This window comes from Burkholderia vietnamiensis LMG 10929, from assembly GCF_000959445.1.
Classification (GTDB): domain Bacteria; phylum Pseudomonadota; class Gammaproteobacteria; order Burkholderiales; family Burkholderiaceae; genus Burkholderia; species Burkholderia vietnamiensis.
The window spans coordinates 949703-964487 of record NZ_CP009631.1 but is presented as its reverse complement, the minus strand read 5'-3'; the positions used below and the strand labels follow the sequence as shown (position 1 = coordinate 964487).

14 protein-coding genes are annotated in these 14785 nt (G+C 69.6%); 4 read left to right on the top strand and 10 right to left on the bottom strand.

What is annotated here, in order from left to right:
- Positions 1–17: 17 nt before the first annotated feature.
- The 5 genes from flgF to flgB all read right to left on the bottom strand — a co-directional run bounded on the left by flgF (position 18) and on the right by flgB (position 3842).
- On the bottom strand, positions 18–776 hold the full coding sequence (flgF, locus tag AK36_RS14395) for a flagellar basal-body rod protein FlgF (RefSeq protein WP_011886259.1): 759 nt from the start codon (positions 774–776) through the stop codon (positions 18–20).
- 20 nt (positions 777–796) lie between these two features.
- Entirely contained in the window at positions 797–2038 is a 1242-nt protein-coding gene (gene flgE, locus AK36_RS14390) for a flagellar hook protein FlgE (protein WP_045578706.1), read from the bottom strand.
- A 28-nt stretch (positions 2039–2066) separates the two neighbouring features.
- Entirely contained in the window at positions 2067–2813 is a 747-nt protein-coding gene (locus AK36_RS14385) for a flagellar hook assembly protein FlgD (RefSeq protein ID WP_011886261.1), read from the bottom strand.
- 74 nt (positions 2814–2887) lie between these two features.
- Complete coding sequence (gene flgC / locus AK36_RS14380) at positions 2888–3313, bottom strand: flagellar basal body rod protein FlgC (protein WP_045578705.1); 426 nt, start codon at positions 3311–3313, stop codon at positions 2888–2890.
- Positions 3314–3353: 40 nt separating this feature from the next.
- Positions 3354–3842, bottom strand: a complete 489-nt coding sequence (gene flgB, locus AK36_RS14375) for a flagellar basal body rod protein FlgB (RefSeq protein ID WP_011886263.1) — start codon at positions 3840–3842, stop codon at positions 3354–3356.
- A gap of 205 nt (positions 3843–4047) precedes the next feature.
- Between flgB and flgA the strand changes: the two genes are divergently transcribed.
- From flgA to AK36_RS14360, 3 genes are all read left to right on the top strand, one after another.
- Positions 4048–5340 carry a flagellar basal body P-ring formation chaperone FlgA gene (gene flgA, locus AK36_RS14370; protein WP_045578704.1) on the top strand — a complete coding sequence of 431 codons (1293 nt, stop codon included), beginning with the start codon at positions 4048–4050 and terminating at the stop codon, positions 5338–5340.
- A 118-nt stretch (positions 5341–5458) separates the two neighbouring features.
- Complete coding sequence (gene flgM, locus AK36_RS14365; RefSeq protein WP_011886265.1) at positions 5459–5791, top strand: flagellar biosynthesis anti-sigma factor FlgM; 333 nt, start codon at positions 5459–5461, stop codon at positions 5789–5791.
- An 85-nt stretch (positions 5792–5876) separates the two neighbouring features.
- Entirely contained in the window at positions 5877–6317 is a 441-nt protein-coding gene (locus AK36_RS14360; RefSeq protein WP_011886266.1) for a flagella synthesis protein FlgN, read from the top strand.
- Between the two features lie 67 nt (positions 6318–6384).
- On the opposite strand, the gene AK36_RS14355 is transcribed toward AK36_RS14360, so the two are convergent.
- The gene (locus tag AK36_RS14355; protein ID WP_045578703.1) at positions 6385–8295 is read right to left on the bottom strand and encodes a M24 family metallopeptidase; all 1911 of its coding nucleotides are present in this window, start codon (positions 8293–8295) and stop codon (positions 6385–6387) included.
- Positions 8296–8655: 360 nt separating this feature from the next.
- On the opposite strand from AK36_RS14355, the gene AK36_RS14350 reads away from it, so the two are divergent.
- On the top strand, positions 8656–9456 hold the full coding sequence (locus AK36_RS14350) for a helix-turn-helix domain-containing protein (protein ID WP_011886268.1): 801 nt from the start codon (positions 8656–8658) through the stop codon (positions 9454–9456).
- 306 nt (positions 9457–9762) lie between these two features.
- Here the strand turns inward: AK36_RS14350 and AK36_RS14345 are convergent, their stop codons facing one another.
- From AK36_RS14345 to AK36_RS14330, 4 genes are all read right to left on the bottom strand, one after another.
- Positions 9763–11004, bottom strand: coding sequence for a multifunctional CCA addition/repair protein (locus AK36_RS14345; RefSeq protein WP_034192489.1), 1242 nt, complete (start codon positions 11002–11004; stop codon positions 9763–9765).
- The gene (locus AK36_RS14340) at positions 11001–11648 is read right to left on the bottom strand and encodes a glutathione S-transferase family protein (RefSeq protein WP_011886270.1); all 648 of its coding nucleotides are present in this window, start codon (positions 11646–11648) and stop codon (positions 11001–11003) included. Before AK36_RS14340 ends, AK36_RS14345 begins: the two co-directional genes overlap by 4 nt.
- Positions 11649–11703: 55 nt before the next feature.
- Positions 11704–12663, bottom strand: coding sequence for a complex I NDUFA9 subunit family protein (locus AK36_RS14335; protein WP_034192488.1), 960 nt, complete (start codon positions 12661–12663; stop codon positions 11704–11706).
- A gap of 161 nt (positions 12664–12824) precedes the next feature.
- Positions 12825–14777, bottom strand: a complete 1953-nt coding sequence (locus AK36_RS14330; RefSeq protein ID WP_011886272.1) for a lytic transglycosylase domain-containing protein — start codon at positions 14775–14777, stop codon at positions 12825–12827.
- Positions 14778–14785: the final 8 nt, after the last annotated feature.

Here is a 14785-nt window from a genome sequence, read left to right as displayed (position 1 = left end):
AGCGAGGGCCGTGCCGCTCAGCTGAAGTTGAGCAGCTGGTTCGCCGACTGCTCGTTCTGGTCGGCCGTCTGGATCAGCTTCGACTGCAGCTGAAACGCCCGCGCGTTGTCGATCATCGCGACCATCGCGGTCACCGGGTTCACGTTGCTGCCTTCGAGCGAATTCGGCGTGACGACGACGTTCGGGTCGGCGTCGGCCGGATTGCCGTCGGCGGTGCGGAACAGCCCGTCGTTGCCGCGCGTGAGCGTGGTCGGGTCGGGGTTCACGAGCTTCATCTGATCGACCATCGCAACGGCGGTCGGCGGGTCGCCCGGCATCAGCGCGGACACCGTGCCGTCCTTGCCGATCGTGACTTCCGCGTTCGGCGGCACCGAGATCGGGCCGCCGTTGCCGATCACCGGCAGGTTGCTCGCGTTGACGAGCTGGCCGTTCTCGTCGACGTGCAGGTTGCCGGCGCGCGTGTACGCCTCGCCGCCGTCGGCGGTCTGCACCGACAGCCAGCCGGCGCCCTGCACGGCCACGTCGAGCGGGTTGCCGGTGCGCGTGATCGGACCCGGCGCGTAGTCCGCGCCGGGCGTCGACGCGAGCACGTAGGTACGCGTCGTCGTCGGGTCGATCGTGCTGCCGTCGCCGAAATTCATCGGCACCGCGCGGTAGTTCGCGAGCTGCGCGCGAAAGCCCGTCGTCGACGTGTTCGCGAGGTTGTTCGCGACGATCGCCTGCTGGTCGAGCGACTGCGACGCGCCCGTCATCGCCGTGTAGATCAGTCGGTCCATGGCTGCCGGTTATCCGCGCTTTACAGGTTGATGAGCGTCTGGTCGACGGTCTGCTGCGTCTTGATCGTCTGCGCGTTCGCCTGGTAGTTGCGCTGCGCGGTGATCAGGTTCACGAGCTGCGACGTGAGGTCGACGTTCGAGTTCTCCAGCGCGCTGCCCTGCAGCGTGCCGTGGTTGGTGCTGCCCGGCGCGGAGATCTGCGGCACGCCCGACGCGGCCGTCTCGGCATACTGGTTGCCGCCGAGGTTGATCAGGCCGTTCGGGTTGTTGAAGTTCGCGATCGCGATCTGGCCGAGCACCGCCGTCTGACCGTTCGAATAGTTGCCGGTCAGCTTGCCGTCCGCGCCGATCGAGAAGGTCGTCAGCGTGCCGCTCGCGTAGCCGTCCTGCGCGAGGTTGTTCACGCCGTCCTTGCCGCCGTACTGCGTGGTGCCGGTCAGGTCGAGCGTCAGCGCCTGCGGCGTCGACGAGCCGTCGGTGGTCGGCACGCTGAACTGGAACTGGCCGAGCGATGCGGTCGGCGTGGCCGACGCGGGCAGCGTCGTGCTCGTGATCGCGCCCGACGAATCGAACTTGACCGTGCCGAGATCGGTCATCGTGCCGCCCTGCACGCCCGCGTACGCTTCCCACGCACCGGCCGCCGACTTCACGAAGTACATGTTGACCGCCTGCGAGCCGCCGAGCGAGTCGTACACCTGGATCGCGGTCGAGTAGTTGTAGGTCGCGCTGTCGGTCGCGTTGAACGGCGTCTTGGTCGGCACCACGTCCTGCGAGTTCAGGTTGAACTGGCCGACGATCTTGGTGGTCGGCGTCGGCGCGATGTTGGACGTCGGCGCCTGCAGCGGCACGGTCTGCGCGGTGCTGACCACGCCATTCTTGTCGGCCGCGTAGCCCATCAGGTTCATGCCCTGCGCGTTGACGATGTAGCCGTTCTTGTCGCGCTGGAACGTGCCGTCGCGCGAGTAGGTCGTCACGCCGTTGTTCGACATCTGGAAGAAGCCGTTGCCGTTGATGGCGACGTCGAGCGACGAATTCGTCGTGTTGATCGTGCCCTGGCCGAACTGCTTCTGCACCGACCCGAGCGTCGTGCCGATCCCGATCTGCGTGTTGACCGACGTCGCGATCGAGTTCGCGTACATGTCGGAGAACTGCGCGGTGCTCGACTTGAAGCCGACCGTGTTCGCGTTCGCGATGTTGTTGCCGATCACGTCGAGCGCGTTGGATGCGCCGGCGAGGCCGCTCAGACCCTGTTGATAACCCATTTCGGTCTCCGTTTGCGAGAAAGCTGGATCAGTTGGTGGTGGTCGTGCCGCCGGACGACGACGACGCGGTGTTCGGGAAAATCGACGCGACCTGGGTCAAGCCCACCGTCGTGCCGTTCGACAGCACCAGCCCCGCGGTGCCGTCGGCCTGCTTGATGACGCTCTGTACCTGCGCGGCCGCGAGCACGGTCGGCGCATAGGTCTTGCCGTCGCTGCCCGTGTACTGCGCGCTCACCGTGTACTTGCCGTCCGGCAGCGCATTGCCGGCCGCATCGGTCGGCGTCCAGTTGAACGGCACCGTGCCGGCCGACTGCTTGCCCGCGTCGATCGTGTTGACGACGACGCCCGCGCTGTTCTTCACGGTGATGGTCAGGTTCGACACGTCGTTCGCGAGCGACACGCCGAACGGCGACGCCGCGCCGCTCTTCACCGAGACGTCGTTGCCCGGCGCGAGCACGTTGGTGCCGATCAGCAGCGCGGCCTGCGTCTGCTGGCCGGCCGCGAGCTGCGTCGACAGCGACGACAGCGACGAGTTCAGCTGCGCGATGCCGCTGACCGTGTTGATCTGCGCAAGCTGCGACGTCATCTGCGAGCTGTCGACCGGGCTGGTCGGGTCCTGGTTCTGCAGCTGCGTGACGAGCAGCTTCAGGAACGTCGCCTGCAGGTCGCTCGCCGACGTGCCGGTCGTCGACACTTTGTTGGTGTTCATCGTGTCGGTCGGCAACGTCGACACGTTGGTGCCGTTGCTGCCGATCGTCGTGTTGGAGGATGTCATCCTGGTGGCCTTGGGTCGGAACTGTCGGAACTGTCGGAACTGTCGGAACTGTCGAATCTGGCGCGGCGCGCGGCTTACGTGCCGATCGTCAGCGTCTTGAGCATCAGCGTCTTCGCGGTGTTCAGCGTCTCGACGTTGGCCTGGTACGAGCGCGACGCCGAGATCATGTTCACCATCTCCTGCACCGGGTCGACGTTCGGCATCTGCACGTAGCCGTTCGCGTCGGCGGCGGGGTTCGTGGGGTCGTAGGTCGACTTCATCGGCGACGGGTCGTCGACGACCTTGGTCACGCGCACGCCGCCCACGCCCTGGCCGGACGCGGTGCGCGCGCCGCCGAGCGGGTCGGTCGCGAACACGACCTGCTTGGCCTTGTACGGCTTGCCGTCGGGGCCGGTCGCGCTGTCGGCGTTCGCGAGGTTCGACGCGGTGACGTTCAGGCGCTGCGATTGCGCGGACAGCGCCGAACCGGCGACGCCGAAAATGTTCATCAACGAGGGCATGGTGGCTCCTGGTGCTCGGATTCGATGGCGGGGCGCGCCGTTACTGGTTGCTCGTGATCGCGGCGATCATCGTCTTGATCTGCTGGGTCATCACGGTCATGCCGCTCTCGTAGTGCAGCGCGTTGTTCGCGAATTGCACGCGCTCGACGTCGAGGTCGACCGTGTTGCCGTCGAGCGACGGCTGCAGCGGCATCCGGTACTGCGCGCGACCGTAGTCGTCGGCCGGGCCGCCGGTCGGGATCAGCTTCGCGGCGCCGGCCATGTGGCCGGGCGCGGTGGACACCATCGTCATCCCGCTCGTCACGCCGGCCGGCTGCGCCATCGGCAGTTGCGCGGCGTTGCTCGGCGCGAGGCCGCCGTCCGTCTGCTTCAGCGAGCGCGCGAGCGCCGACGCGAAATCGACGTCGCGCGCCTGATAGCCCGGCGTGTCGGCGTTCGCGATGTTCGACGACAACAGTTCCTGCCGATAGGCGCGCACGTCGAGCGCCTGTCGGCCGAACGCGAATTCGGCATCGAGTTTGTCCAGCATGTGTGCGTCTCTCCAGATGAAGCGCTGCACGCCCCCCGCGCCGGATGGCGACCCAAGGGGCTTTTTTCCATGACACCGATGGTAGGGGTGCGGCACAACCCGCAATCGGACGAATAACGCGCCAAAGGCCCCCTCTATTCATCGTTTGCGCGACGGCCCCGCTGCCTAGAATGCGAATCGGATCAACGGTTTCGAGGACACGGCGATGACAGGCAGCGCACTTCGCAACGACGGCGCACGCGGCAAGCGCGTGCGGCGTGCGTTCGCGCTCGCCGCGGCGTTGTGGCTCGCGGCGCCGGGCGCGCACGCGGACGACGCGATGATCGTGATCCCGGGGCGCGGCGAGACGGTCGAGACCGCGCTCGCCCATGCGAGCGTGGCGGGCGTGGCGGGCGTGGCGGGCGTGGCGGGCGTGGGACAACCGGGCCGCGGCGGCGCGGGCGTTGCAACGGTCGCGGGCAGCGGCGCGGCGCCGGTCGGGAATGCCGGTGCCGGCATGGTCGGCGCGGGCACGGTTGCACCTGCCGCGCAGCCGGCCGGCACGATGGTCGTGGTCGACGTCCCGGCGCCGGCTGCGGTGCCGAGCGTCGCACCGCGCGCCGCCTACGCGGACGCGCGCGCCAATTCCGTCAGCAGCGCCTATGCCGCGCACGCCGCTAACGCCTCCAATTTCGCCGGTTCCCGCTACGCCGCACCGCGCGCTGCCGATCCGGGCGCCGTGGCGACCGTCGTCGCCGGCGCGCCCGAACCGGCGTCGAACCCGACGCGGCCGGCCTTCGCCCGCGCGGCCGCCGTGCGCACCGCTTACGCTGCGCCGGCGCCTGCCGCGCCCGCGCCCCAGCCGGCCGCCGCGGCACAGCCTGCGACCCCGCCCGGCCAGCAAGACCCCGAATCGATCCGGCGCAGCGCGCTCGCGTTCCTGCAGCAGCAGATCGCGGGGCTGCCCGGCAAGACCACCACGACGGTCGCCGCCGCGTTTCCGCGCGGGCTCGCCGAATGCACGACGCTCGAGCCGTTCCTGCCGACCGGCGCGCGCCTGTGGGGCCGCACGACGGTCGGCGTGCGCTGCGCGGGCGCGCGGCCGTGGACGGTCTATCTGCAGGCGAAGGTCACCGTGCAGGCCACCTATTACGTCGCCGCGCGGCAGATCGCGCCGGGCGAGCCGCTCACCGCCGCCGACCTGATCGCCCGCAACGGCGACCTGACGGTGCTGCCGCTCGCGGTGATCACCGATCCGGCGCAGGCGATCGGCGCGACCTCGCTCGCGCGGATCGCGGCCGGGCTGCCGTTGCGCCAGGACATGCTCAAGAGCGCCGCGTCGGTGTCGGCCGGCCAGACGGTGCGGGTGGTCGCGGCCGGCCCCGGTTTCACGATCTCGGCCGAGGGCAACGCGCTCGCGAACGCGGCGCCGGGCCAGTCGGTGCGGGTCAGGATGGCGGCCGGTCAGATCGTCACGGCGATCGTCAAGGACGCCGGCACGGTGGAAATTCCGCTATAGGGACCGAACCCACCGCAACATTGCAAAGAATTGTTTATTCGGAGAATTTCGCACCCGCGATGCTAAAGTTCGGGCCGGCCCGGCCGTTATCTGGGTCAAACCGAACAGGAAAACCATCGTGAAAATCGATTCCACTCCGAACCCGAGCCCACTCGCGCCCACCGGCAACGGCGCGACCCGCGCGCAATCCGGCGCGGCTTCGTCGTCGTCCGCGCAGGCCGGCGACGCTGGATCGACCGGCGGCGACACGAGCGTGAACCTGTCGGGTCTGTCGGGACAGCTGCGTTCGCTGTCAGCCTCCGGCAGCGCCGACATCAACACGGCGCTGGTCCAGTCGATCAAGGACGCATTGAAGGACGGCTCGTTGACGATCGACGTGAACAAGATCGCCGACGGCGTACTGAATACCGCCCGCGACCTGCTGCAACGGCAGCGCTCGCAGAGCAACTGAGCCGGCCCGGGGCCCGTCACGCCCTGACCGGTCCCCTGGATGGCCGGCATGCGGGAACGCGTGCCGGCGCGACGAGCATGACGCGATGAGAGAAGAGCTGCTGGCCACGGTCAACGACGAACACGCGACGGTCGAAGCGTTCGCGTCGCTGCTCGCGTATGAAGAAAAGGCGCTGACGACGCCGCAGCCGCTCGACATGCTGCCGGGTATCGTCGAAAAGAAGAGCGAGCTGATCGATCGGCTCGCGCAGCTCGAGCGCACGCGCGACGCGCAGCTGTCGGCGCTCGGCTTTCCGGCCGGCAAGAAAGGCATGGATCAGGCCGCCGAGCGCGACGCGCGTCTCGCCGGCCGCTGGCAACTGCTGCTGCAGGCCACCGAACGCGCGCGCCAGGCCAATGCGACCAACGGGATGCTGATCCGGATCCGGATGGACTACAACGATCGCGCGCTCGCGGTGCTGCGCTCGGCGTCCGCGCCGGCCGGCGTCTACGGGCCGGACGGACGCGTGTCGGCGCTGATGCGCTGAGCGCCGCGCGCGCCGCAGCGCCGGCGCCCCGTCGCATCATGCGCGGCCGCGCCGCACTACCCTTCCTTTACAGCAACGGACACGCGGTGACCTGCGTGCCGCGTTGCGCGCAAAGCCGTTCGTAGTCGCGCAGATACGCGCGCTCGTCGTCGTCGAGCAGCGCGACGTCGATCAGGTCCCAGTCGTAGCCCACGGTGACGAGGTTTTCGAACGCGACGGTGCCCGCTTCGGCGTCGTCCGGGTGGACGATCACGATGTTCTCGATCCGCACGCCGCCCTTGCCCGGCAGGTAGATACCCGGTTCGACCGAAATCACCGCATTCGGCACCAGCCCGTACGACGCGCCGGGCGCGAAGCGCACGCCGCCCTCGTGCACGTGGATGCCGACGCCGTGACCGGTGCCGTGGCCGTAATCGTAGCCGTGGTCGCGGCACACCTGGCGCACCGTCGCATCGACGTCGCCGCACGTCGCCGTGTTCGGGAAGCGCGTGACGAGCCCCTTGATGCAGGCCTTCAGCGCGACCGTGTAGATTTCGCGCTGCCACGGCTGCGCGACCGTCTCCGCTCGCGTGCGACGCAGCACCACGCGCGTGCAGTCGGTCGCGAAGCCGGCGTCGTAGTACGCGCCGCTGTCGAGCAGCACGAGTTCGCCCTCGGTCAGTTCGACGTCGGCGCTCGCCTCCGTGTAATGCGCGAACGCGCTGTTCGCGCCGTTCGCGGCGATCGACGGGAACGTCAGCGCGACGGCCGAGCGCGCGCCGTACGCGTCGTTGATCTTGCGCGCCAGGTCGTATTCGGTGTGGCGCCGTCCCGGCTCGCCGGTCTTGGCCCAGCGCATCGTCTCGGCGATCGCTGCCGAGCTGCGCGCGAACGCATCGCGAAAGCGCTCGAGCGCCGCCGGCGTCTTGCTCGCCCGCAGCGCCTCGACCGGGTTGAAATCGGCGTGGCGCGCATGCGGCCAGACGCGCCGCACCGATTCGACGAGCGCGCAGTTGACCGATTCGAAGCCGTAGCAGACGTGCTCGACGGCGAAGCGGGCGAGGAAGCGCTCCAGTTCGGCGAAGTCGCGCCGGATCACGTGCAACGCCGGGTACGACGGCAGGTCGACCGCACAGCGGTCGCAGCCTTCGGGCAGGAACAGCGCGACCTGCTCGCCGAGCACGAACAGGAAGCCGAGATGCGACGACGCATTCGGGATGTGATAGCCGCGGCTGTTCAGCAGATAGGCGAGATCGTCGGACGCGCAGGTGAGGAAGGCAGTCGTGGGGGGCGTCGTGTCGCTCGTCGTGGCGGTCGCCGTGGCGGTCGCCGTGTCGCTCGCCGTGTCGCTCGCCGTGGCGGTGTGCGCGGCGAGCCGGCCGTTCAGCGCGTCGAGGTTCTGCGCGACGCTCACGCCGGTCGTCGCCTCCGGCAACCCGAAGATCGGCCGTTCGACGACCCAGCCCGGCAGCGCGATCGCGCGATCGATTTCGCGCGACGTGAGGCTCACCCAGTCGAGCGACGCGGGCTGCGTCTGCGCGAGCAGCCGGTCGCGCTGCGCGATGCTGATCCGCCACGCGTCGTAGCCGACCCGCGCGAGCCGCGCCGCGTGCGTGACCAGCCAGCCGGCGAGCGCCTGCCAGATCGTCACGTCGATGCCGAGCTTCACGACCTGCACGCGCGCCGGGTCGCACTGCCGTTCGGCCTGCAGGTGATAGCGGCCGTCGACGAACAGCACGAACGGCGGGATGCCGAGCGCGTGCGCCGTCGCCGCGCTCAGGAAGATTCCGCAGCCGGCCGAGCCGTCGAAGCCCGACAGCGCATAGCGCGGGTTGTTGCAGCGCGGCAGGTATTCGGTGATGTACTCGTCCTGCGACGTGACCACGACCGCATCGAGCCGCGCGGCGTCGAGCAGGCGCGACAGGCCGGCCTGCGTGTCGGCGACGCGCGCATCGTACGCGGCAAGGCCGGAGAAGCTGAATTGGAGTCGATCGATCATCGGATACCCGTCATTGATTGTTGTCGACGGCCGGCGGCGGCGTGGCGGCGAACGCCCCGACGCTGCGGCTCAATTTTTGTCCTACTTAACTTTGTTTGATGAGGGACAAAATCTAGAGCACGCATACAGGGCGGTCAAGCGCAAATTTTCGTAGGGCTAAAATTACCGATCGTGACGCGGCGGCCCGCTCGGCGACCACCGACGGCTACGGGCGGCGTCACGATGCCGCGGGTACAATGCGCCGGCATCGCCGCCCGACGGCCGTGCCGCGGGCGATGCGCGGCATGCTGGGGCGCGGCCGCCGCGCCGCGTGTTGCGCGCTTTCCGGTTCGTTGCCACGAGTTGCCACGAAAGAGATTCATGGATTCAGACATCATGCGTATCGGCCAGCGCATTCGGCGCCTGCGCCGGGAAGCGAAGAAGACGCTGCTGGAAGTCGCGACCGAAGCGCACCTGTCGGTCGGCTTCCTGTCGCAGGTCGAGCGCAATCTGACCGGCATCTCGCTGTCGTCGCTGGTCAACGTCGCGAACGCGCTGAAGGTGCCGCTCGGCACGCTGATCGACCAGCCGCGCCAGGCGAAGCCCGATTCGCACGCGGGCCGCCGCGAGCCTTATGCGCTCGACGCGGCGTCGCAGTGGTACGAGCGGCTGTCGACGACCTTCGACGGCAGCCAGATCAATGCGCTGAAGGTGCGGATGATGGAGGGCTACCGGTCGGAGTGGGTCGCGCACGGCGGCGACGAGTTCGTGTACGTGCTCGCCGGCCGCGTGTGCTACACGATCGGCAAGCGCGATTACCCGCTGTCGGCCGGCGATTCGCTGCATTTCGATGCGAGGAAGCGCCATCGCGTCGCCAATGTCGGCGACGGGCCGGCCGAGCTGATCGCGGTCGGCACGCTGCCGCTGTTCGACGACGGTGCGGAATTGGGCTCGGCGGCCATGAAGATCAGGCTGCTCGCGCGCGAGGCCGGCGCGACGCCCGGCGAGCCGCGCGTGAGCCGGCGCGAATCGGTGTCGAATGGCGTGCGGGCCGAGGACGAGCCGGCCGCCTCAGCCGCTGGCACACCGGCGCGTGGCACGACACAGCCGGCCGGCGGGAAACCACGCGCGGCCGCGGGCAAGGGCCGGGTTGCCGCGGCACGCGCGCGGACGAAGCAGTGAATCGGCCGGGCTGGGATTGACGAGACGCGACAAGCCGGCCGTGACTGGATGGGCCGCGATTAACCGGGCCACGATTGGCCGGGCCGGGATTGGGCGGGCTGGGATTCAACGGGTCGAAATTCGTTGGGCCAGGATGCGCCGGGTCGTGATCCGTCGGGCCAACACACGCATGACCCAGACGGGCCGAGCCTCAACAAGCCGCGCCGCGCTCATCCGGGCGTAACCGGCCGCGCCGTAATCGACCCGGCCGCGATCCCCCCCGCCGCGACGAGCCACCCGGCCCCCACCCCACCACCCGCCCCTCGCCTATTCCGCGATCGCCAGCGCCTGCTTGACCGCGTCGATCCGTGCGCGATGCACGGCGTCCTTGATCTGCATCGCATCGTTGCCGATACCGCGCGCGATCGCGCCGGCATCGACGCTGCGCGCCGCGACCAGCGCCACGCGCAGCCGCTCGGCCTGCGGATACGGCTGCGTGTCGAGCCCGAGGCGGCCGCGCGCATCCGATTCGCACGCCTGCAGCATCTCGGCGAAGCGCGCCGGCTTGCGCAGCGCGTCGCTGCGCTCGAACAGCCGCACCAGCGCGGCCGCGCCCATCTCCATCACGCGATGCAGGTTGCCGTGCTCGCGCGCGACCACCAGCGCGAGGTCGCGGCATTCGTTCGGCACCCGCAGCCGCTCGCACAACGGCTTGATCAGCTCGACGCTGCGGCCTTCGTGGCCGACGTGGCGCGGCAGCACGTCGGCCGGCGTCGTCGCCTTGCCGAGATCGTGCGTGAGCGCCGCGAAGCGCACCGGCAGCGAATAGCCCTGCTTCGCCGCGTAGTCGACGACCATCATCACGTGCACGCCCGTGTCGACTTCCGGGTGGTAGTCGGCGCGCTGCGGCACGCCCCACAGCGCATCGACCTCGGGCAGCACGCGCGCGAGCGCGCCGCATTCGCGCAGCACGTCGAACATCCGCGACGGCGTCGCCTCCATCAGCCCGCGCGCGATTTCCTGCCATACGCGCTCGGGCACCAGCGCGTCCGCCTCGCCCGCGTCGACCATGCGCCGCATCAGCGCGAGCGTCTCGTCGGCCACCGTGAAATCCGCGAAGCGCGCGGCGAAGCGCGCGATCCGCAGAATCCGCACCGGATCCTCGACGAACGCGTCGCTCACGTGCCGGAACACCCGCGCGCGCAGATCGGCCTGCCCGTCGAACGGGTCGATCACCGGCCCGACCAGCGTGCCGTCCGGGCTCACTTCGCGCGCCATCGCGTTGATCGTCAGGTCGCGCCGCGCGAGGTCCTCGTCGAGCGTCACGTCCGGCGCGTAATAGAACTGGAAGCCGTGATAGCCCGCGGCCGTCTTGCGCTCGGTGCGCGCGAGCGCGTACTCCTCCTGCGTGTCCGGATGCAGGAACACCGGGAAATCCTTGCCGACCGGCCGGAAGCCCTGCGCGGCCATCTGCTCGGGCGTCGCGCCCACCACCACGTAGTCGCGGTCCTGCACCGGCACGCCGAGCAATGCGTCGCGGATCGCTCCGCCTACTGCGTAAATGTTCATGGCGTCGATTCGTACTCGGCGATCACGTTGGTTTCGCGCCGCGCGCCTTCGATCCAGCGCTGCACCGCCGGCAGCGCCGTCACGCGCGCGGCATACCCGGCCGCCTCCGGCGACAGCTCCGGCGCATAGGTGTTGAAGCGCATCACGACGGGCGCATACATCGCATCGGCAATCCCGAATTCGCCGAACAGGAACGGGCCGCCCGACGCCGCCAGGCAGGCGCCCCACAGCGTGTCGATGCGCGCGACGTCGGCGAGCGCGTCGGGCGTCGCGCCGCGGCCGGGCGCCGACGCGCGCACGTTCATCACCATTTCCGTGCGCAACGCGGTGAAACCGGCGTGCATCTCCGCCGAAATGCAGCGCGCGTGCGCGCGATCGAGCGGATCGGCCGGCCACATCGGAAACTGCGGATAGCGCTCGGCGAGCGTCTCGGCGATCGCGAGCGAATCCCAGATCGCGAAGCCGTGATCGTCGATCAGGCACGGCACCTTGCCGGTCGGCGAATACTCGCGGATCCGCGCGGCCGTGTCGTCGCGGCGCAGTTCGATCGCGATCTCGTCGAACGGGATGCCGAAATGCGCGAGCAGCAGCCAGGGCCGCATCGACCACGACGAGTAGTTCTTGTCTCCAATGACGAGTTTCATGGCGGTGTTCCGATTAGCGCGAGGTTGGACGACGGAAAGCGACGGCCGGCGGCGCCTAGCGGCGCGCGCGGAACCAGTCGAAGCGTGAGCGCTGCGCGGCGGCGCCGAGGTACGCGGGCGCGATGCTTTCGAGACTCGCGGGCGTGAGCCCGAGTTCCGGCGCGAGCGGCCCGGACAGCACGTTGGGCTGCGACATCGACGCGAGATTGTCGCGCGTGATGACCGGCTCGCCCGGCAGACATTCGAACACGCGCGCCTGCAGCTGCGCGAGCGCATCGGGCAGCCGCACGATGCGTGCGTGCCGGCCGACCAGCGTGCCGCAATAGCGCACCAGCTGCTCGAGCGTGTACACCGTCGGGCCGCCGAGCTCGTAGGTCTTGCCGTGCGCGGCCGCCAGATCGAGCGTGTTGACGAATGCGCGCACGACGTCGCCGACGAACACCGGCTGGAAGCGCGCGTCCGGCATCGCGAGCGGCAGCACCGGCAGCGTGCGCTGCAAGTTCGCGAACGTATTGAGGAACGCATCGCCGGGGCCGAACACGACCGACGGGCGGAAGATCGTCAGCGCGAGCGGGCCGGCCGCCGCGGCCGCCCGCAGCGCGGCTTCGCCGTCGCCCTTCGAGCGCTGGTACATGCTCGGGCCGTTCGAATCGGCGCCGAGTGCGCTCATGTGCAGCACGCGCCGCACGCCGGCCTGCGCGCACGCGGCGCCGAGCGCGGCCGGCACGGCGACGTGCGCGCGCTCGAAGCCCGGCCCGTACGGCGAGCCGCGCCCGCCGTGCAGCACGCCGATCAGATTGACGGCCGCATGCGCGCCGGCGACGAAGCCGGTCAACGTGCGCGCATCGAGCGCGTCGAGCTCGACGATCTCGATCGGCAGCATCTGCAGGTGGCGCGCATGCTCGCGCCGCCGCGTGGCGACCCGCACGTGCTTGCCGGCTTCGATCAGCGCATTGACGAGCCGGCTGCCGATGAAGCCGGTGCCGCCCAGCAGCGCGACGGTCTGGCGTTCCATGTTCGGTCCTCCGATGGACGGTTCACGCCGATGACGGCGTGCGTGGCGCGTGGCACGCGCGCGCACGAAACGGCGTGCACCGGGCGTTCGCGAGCCGGCCATTCGCGTGAACGGCCCCTTCACGCTGCCGCGCGGCGCGCGTGCAGCACGAAGGTTGCGGATCAGGGCGAGATCGTGCCCAGGCGCTTCTTCAACGACTGCGGTTTGCCCTCGAAGAGCGCCGCGTAGTAGACCGTGTTCGACAGCACGTTCTTCACGTACTCGCGCGTCTCGTTGAACGGAATCGTCTCGGCGAAGATCGCGCCTTCGACCGGCCGCGTCAGCACCTGGCGCCACTGGCGCGGCCGTCCCGGCCCGGCGTTGTAGCCGGCGGTCGCCAGCACCGGCGAGCTGTCGAAGTTGTTGTAGATGTCGGCCAGATACCAGGTGCCGAGCTGGATGTTGGTGTCGATGTCGTGCATCTGCGCACGCGTGATCGTGCCCATCCCGAGCTTCTTCGCGACGAGCTGCGCGGTGGCCGGCATCAGCTGCATCAGCCCGCCCGCGCCGACCGACGAACGCGCGTTCGTGATGAAGCGCGACTCCTGGCGGATCAGCCCGTACGCCCATTCGACGTCGAGCCCGGTCGATTGCGCATAGCGCTCGACGATGTCGCGGTACGGCGACGGATAGCGCAGCGTGAAGTCGTGCTCGGCCTTCGTGCGGTCGGCCGTATTCACCGTGCGGTCGAGCAGCTCGACGCGCTTGCCGTACGCGGCGGCGGCGAGCAGCTGGCGATCGGTCATCCCGCGCAGCGGCCAGTTCCATTCGCGGTTGCCCTCGAGGCGCAGGTTCAGGCCGTAGAAGCGCTGCGCGAGCGCGAAGCCCGGAATCTTGCTCATCGCGTCGATCTCGGCGTCGCTCACCTTCGTGCGCGGCGGCACCGACGTGCGCTGGCCCAGCTCCTCGCCGGCGAGCTGCCCGTAGAAGTTGTACTGGCCGGCCACCTGCTCGAATTCCTGGTTCGCCTGCAGCGTGTCGCCGCTTTGCTTCAGCGCGCGCGCGTGCCAGTAGATCCATGCGGGATCGCTGCGCAGCGACGGCGGCATCTGCTCGATCGACCAGCGCACCATCGGCCAGTTGCCGGCCAGCAGCGCGGCGCGCGTGCGCCATTCGTAGCCGGGGTTCGACAGCGGCGCGTTGGCGGACTTCGCATACCAGTCGGACGCGAGCGCCGAGCGCTTGATGGCGGCCTGGTAGCCGATCGCGCCCCACGCGATCGCCTGCTCCTGCTTCGTCAGCGAACCGGCGAGCGAGGTGAGCATTCCGGCGGCCGCATCGGGATCGTTGCGCGCCATCCGGCCGAGCGCGATCAGCGCGAGCTGGTGCGATGCGGCGTCCGCGCCGACGCCGCGCGCGAGGTACAGCGGCGGCGCGCTCGTCGCCTGGTCGAAACCGGCCGGGCGCGGGCCGAGCGCGTCGACGATCTTGCCGCCGAGCGTCGTGTAGTTCTGCTCGAAAGCGAGCCGCGCCTGCTGCCACACGTCGTCGCTCGTGAACTGCTGGTTGACGGTGAGCGCCGTGATCAGGTCGACGCAGGCGTCGCCGTAGTATTTCGGCTCGACGAGCAGCGCGCGGGCGGCATCGGCGACGTTCTCGCCGCGCGCCGCGCGCGATTCGAGCGCATAGCATTTGACCTGCGTGTCGTCGTCGAGCACGAAGCGCTTGTACTGATCGTCGAAGCCGCGCCAGTCGTGGCGCGCGCCGAGCACGAGCAGGTAGTCGTTGCGCAGGCGATCGGCGATCGCCTGGCCGTCGTAGCGCTGCAGGAACGACTGCACCGGCGCGTCCGGCGCATCGACGCGCGCGCGTCCGGTCGAATCGAACAGCTGCGGTTTGATCTGGAAATACTCGACGTAGGACGGCACCGGATAGTTCGGGATCATCGACGCGAGCTGCGCGGCCTTCGCGGCATCGTTGCGGCGCGCGGCTTCGCGCAGCTGCACGAAGATCTGATCGTCCCCGGCGAGCGTGTCGTCGCCCGGTGCGGCGCACGCGCTCGTGCCCGCCACGAGCGCGGCGGCCGAAAGCGTGAGCGCGACCGCGCGATATACTCGGAAAAGGCTGTTCGACATCGTTTTGA

Coding starts and splice junctions, on each gene's coding strand:
- AK36_RS14360 (WP_011886266.1), top strand. CDS start 5,877: ATGAGAGAAGAGCTGCTGGCCACGGTCAACGACGAACACGCGACGGTC.
- AK36_RS14340 (WP_011886270.1), bottom strand. CDS start 11,648: ATGAAACTCGTCATTGGAGACAAGAACTACTCGTCGTGGTCGATGCGG.
- flgF (WP_011886259.1), bottom strand. CDS start 776: ATGGACCGACTGATCTACACGGCGATGACGGGCGCGTCGCAGTCGCTC.
- AK36_RS14335 (WP_034192488.1), bottom strand. CDS start 12,663: ATGGAACGCCAGACCGTCGCGCTGCTGGGCGGCACCGGCTTCATCGGC.
- AK36_RS14345 (WP_034192489.1), bottom strand. CDS start 11,004: ATGAACATTTACGCAGTAGGCGGAGCGATCCGCGACGCATTGCTCGGC.
- AK36_RS14385 (WP_011886261.1), bottom strand. CDS start 2,813: ATGACATCCTCCAACACGACGATCGGCAGCAACGGCACCAACGTGTCG.
- AK36_RS14350 (WP_011886268.1), top strand. CDS start 8,656: ATGGATTCAGACATCATGCGTATCGGCCAGCGCATTCGGCGCCTGCGC.
- flgC (WP_045578705.1), bottom strand. CDS start 3,313: ATGCCCTCGTTGATGAACATTTTCGGCGTCGCCGGTTCGGCGCTGTCC.
- AK36_RS14355 (WP_045578703.1), bottom strand. CDS start 8,295: ATGATCGATCGACTCCAATTCAGCTTCTCCGGCCTTGCCGCGTACGAT.
- flgE (WP_045578706.1), bottom strand. CDS start 2,038: ATGGGTTATCAACAGGGTCTGAGCGGCCTCGCCGGCGCATCCAACGCG.
- AK36_RS14330 (WP_011886272.1), bottom strand. CDS start 14,777: ATGTCGAACAGCCTTTTCCGAGTATATCGCGCGGTCGCGCTCACGCTT.
- flgA (WP_045578704.1), top strand. CDS start 4,048: ATGACAGGCAGCGCACTTCGCAACGACGGCGCACGCGGCAAGCGCGTG.
- flgB (WP_011886263.1), bottom strand. CDS start 3,842: ATGCTGGACAAACTCGATGCCGAATTCGCGTTCGGCCGACAGGCGCTC.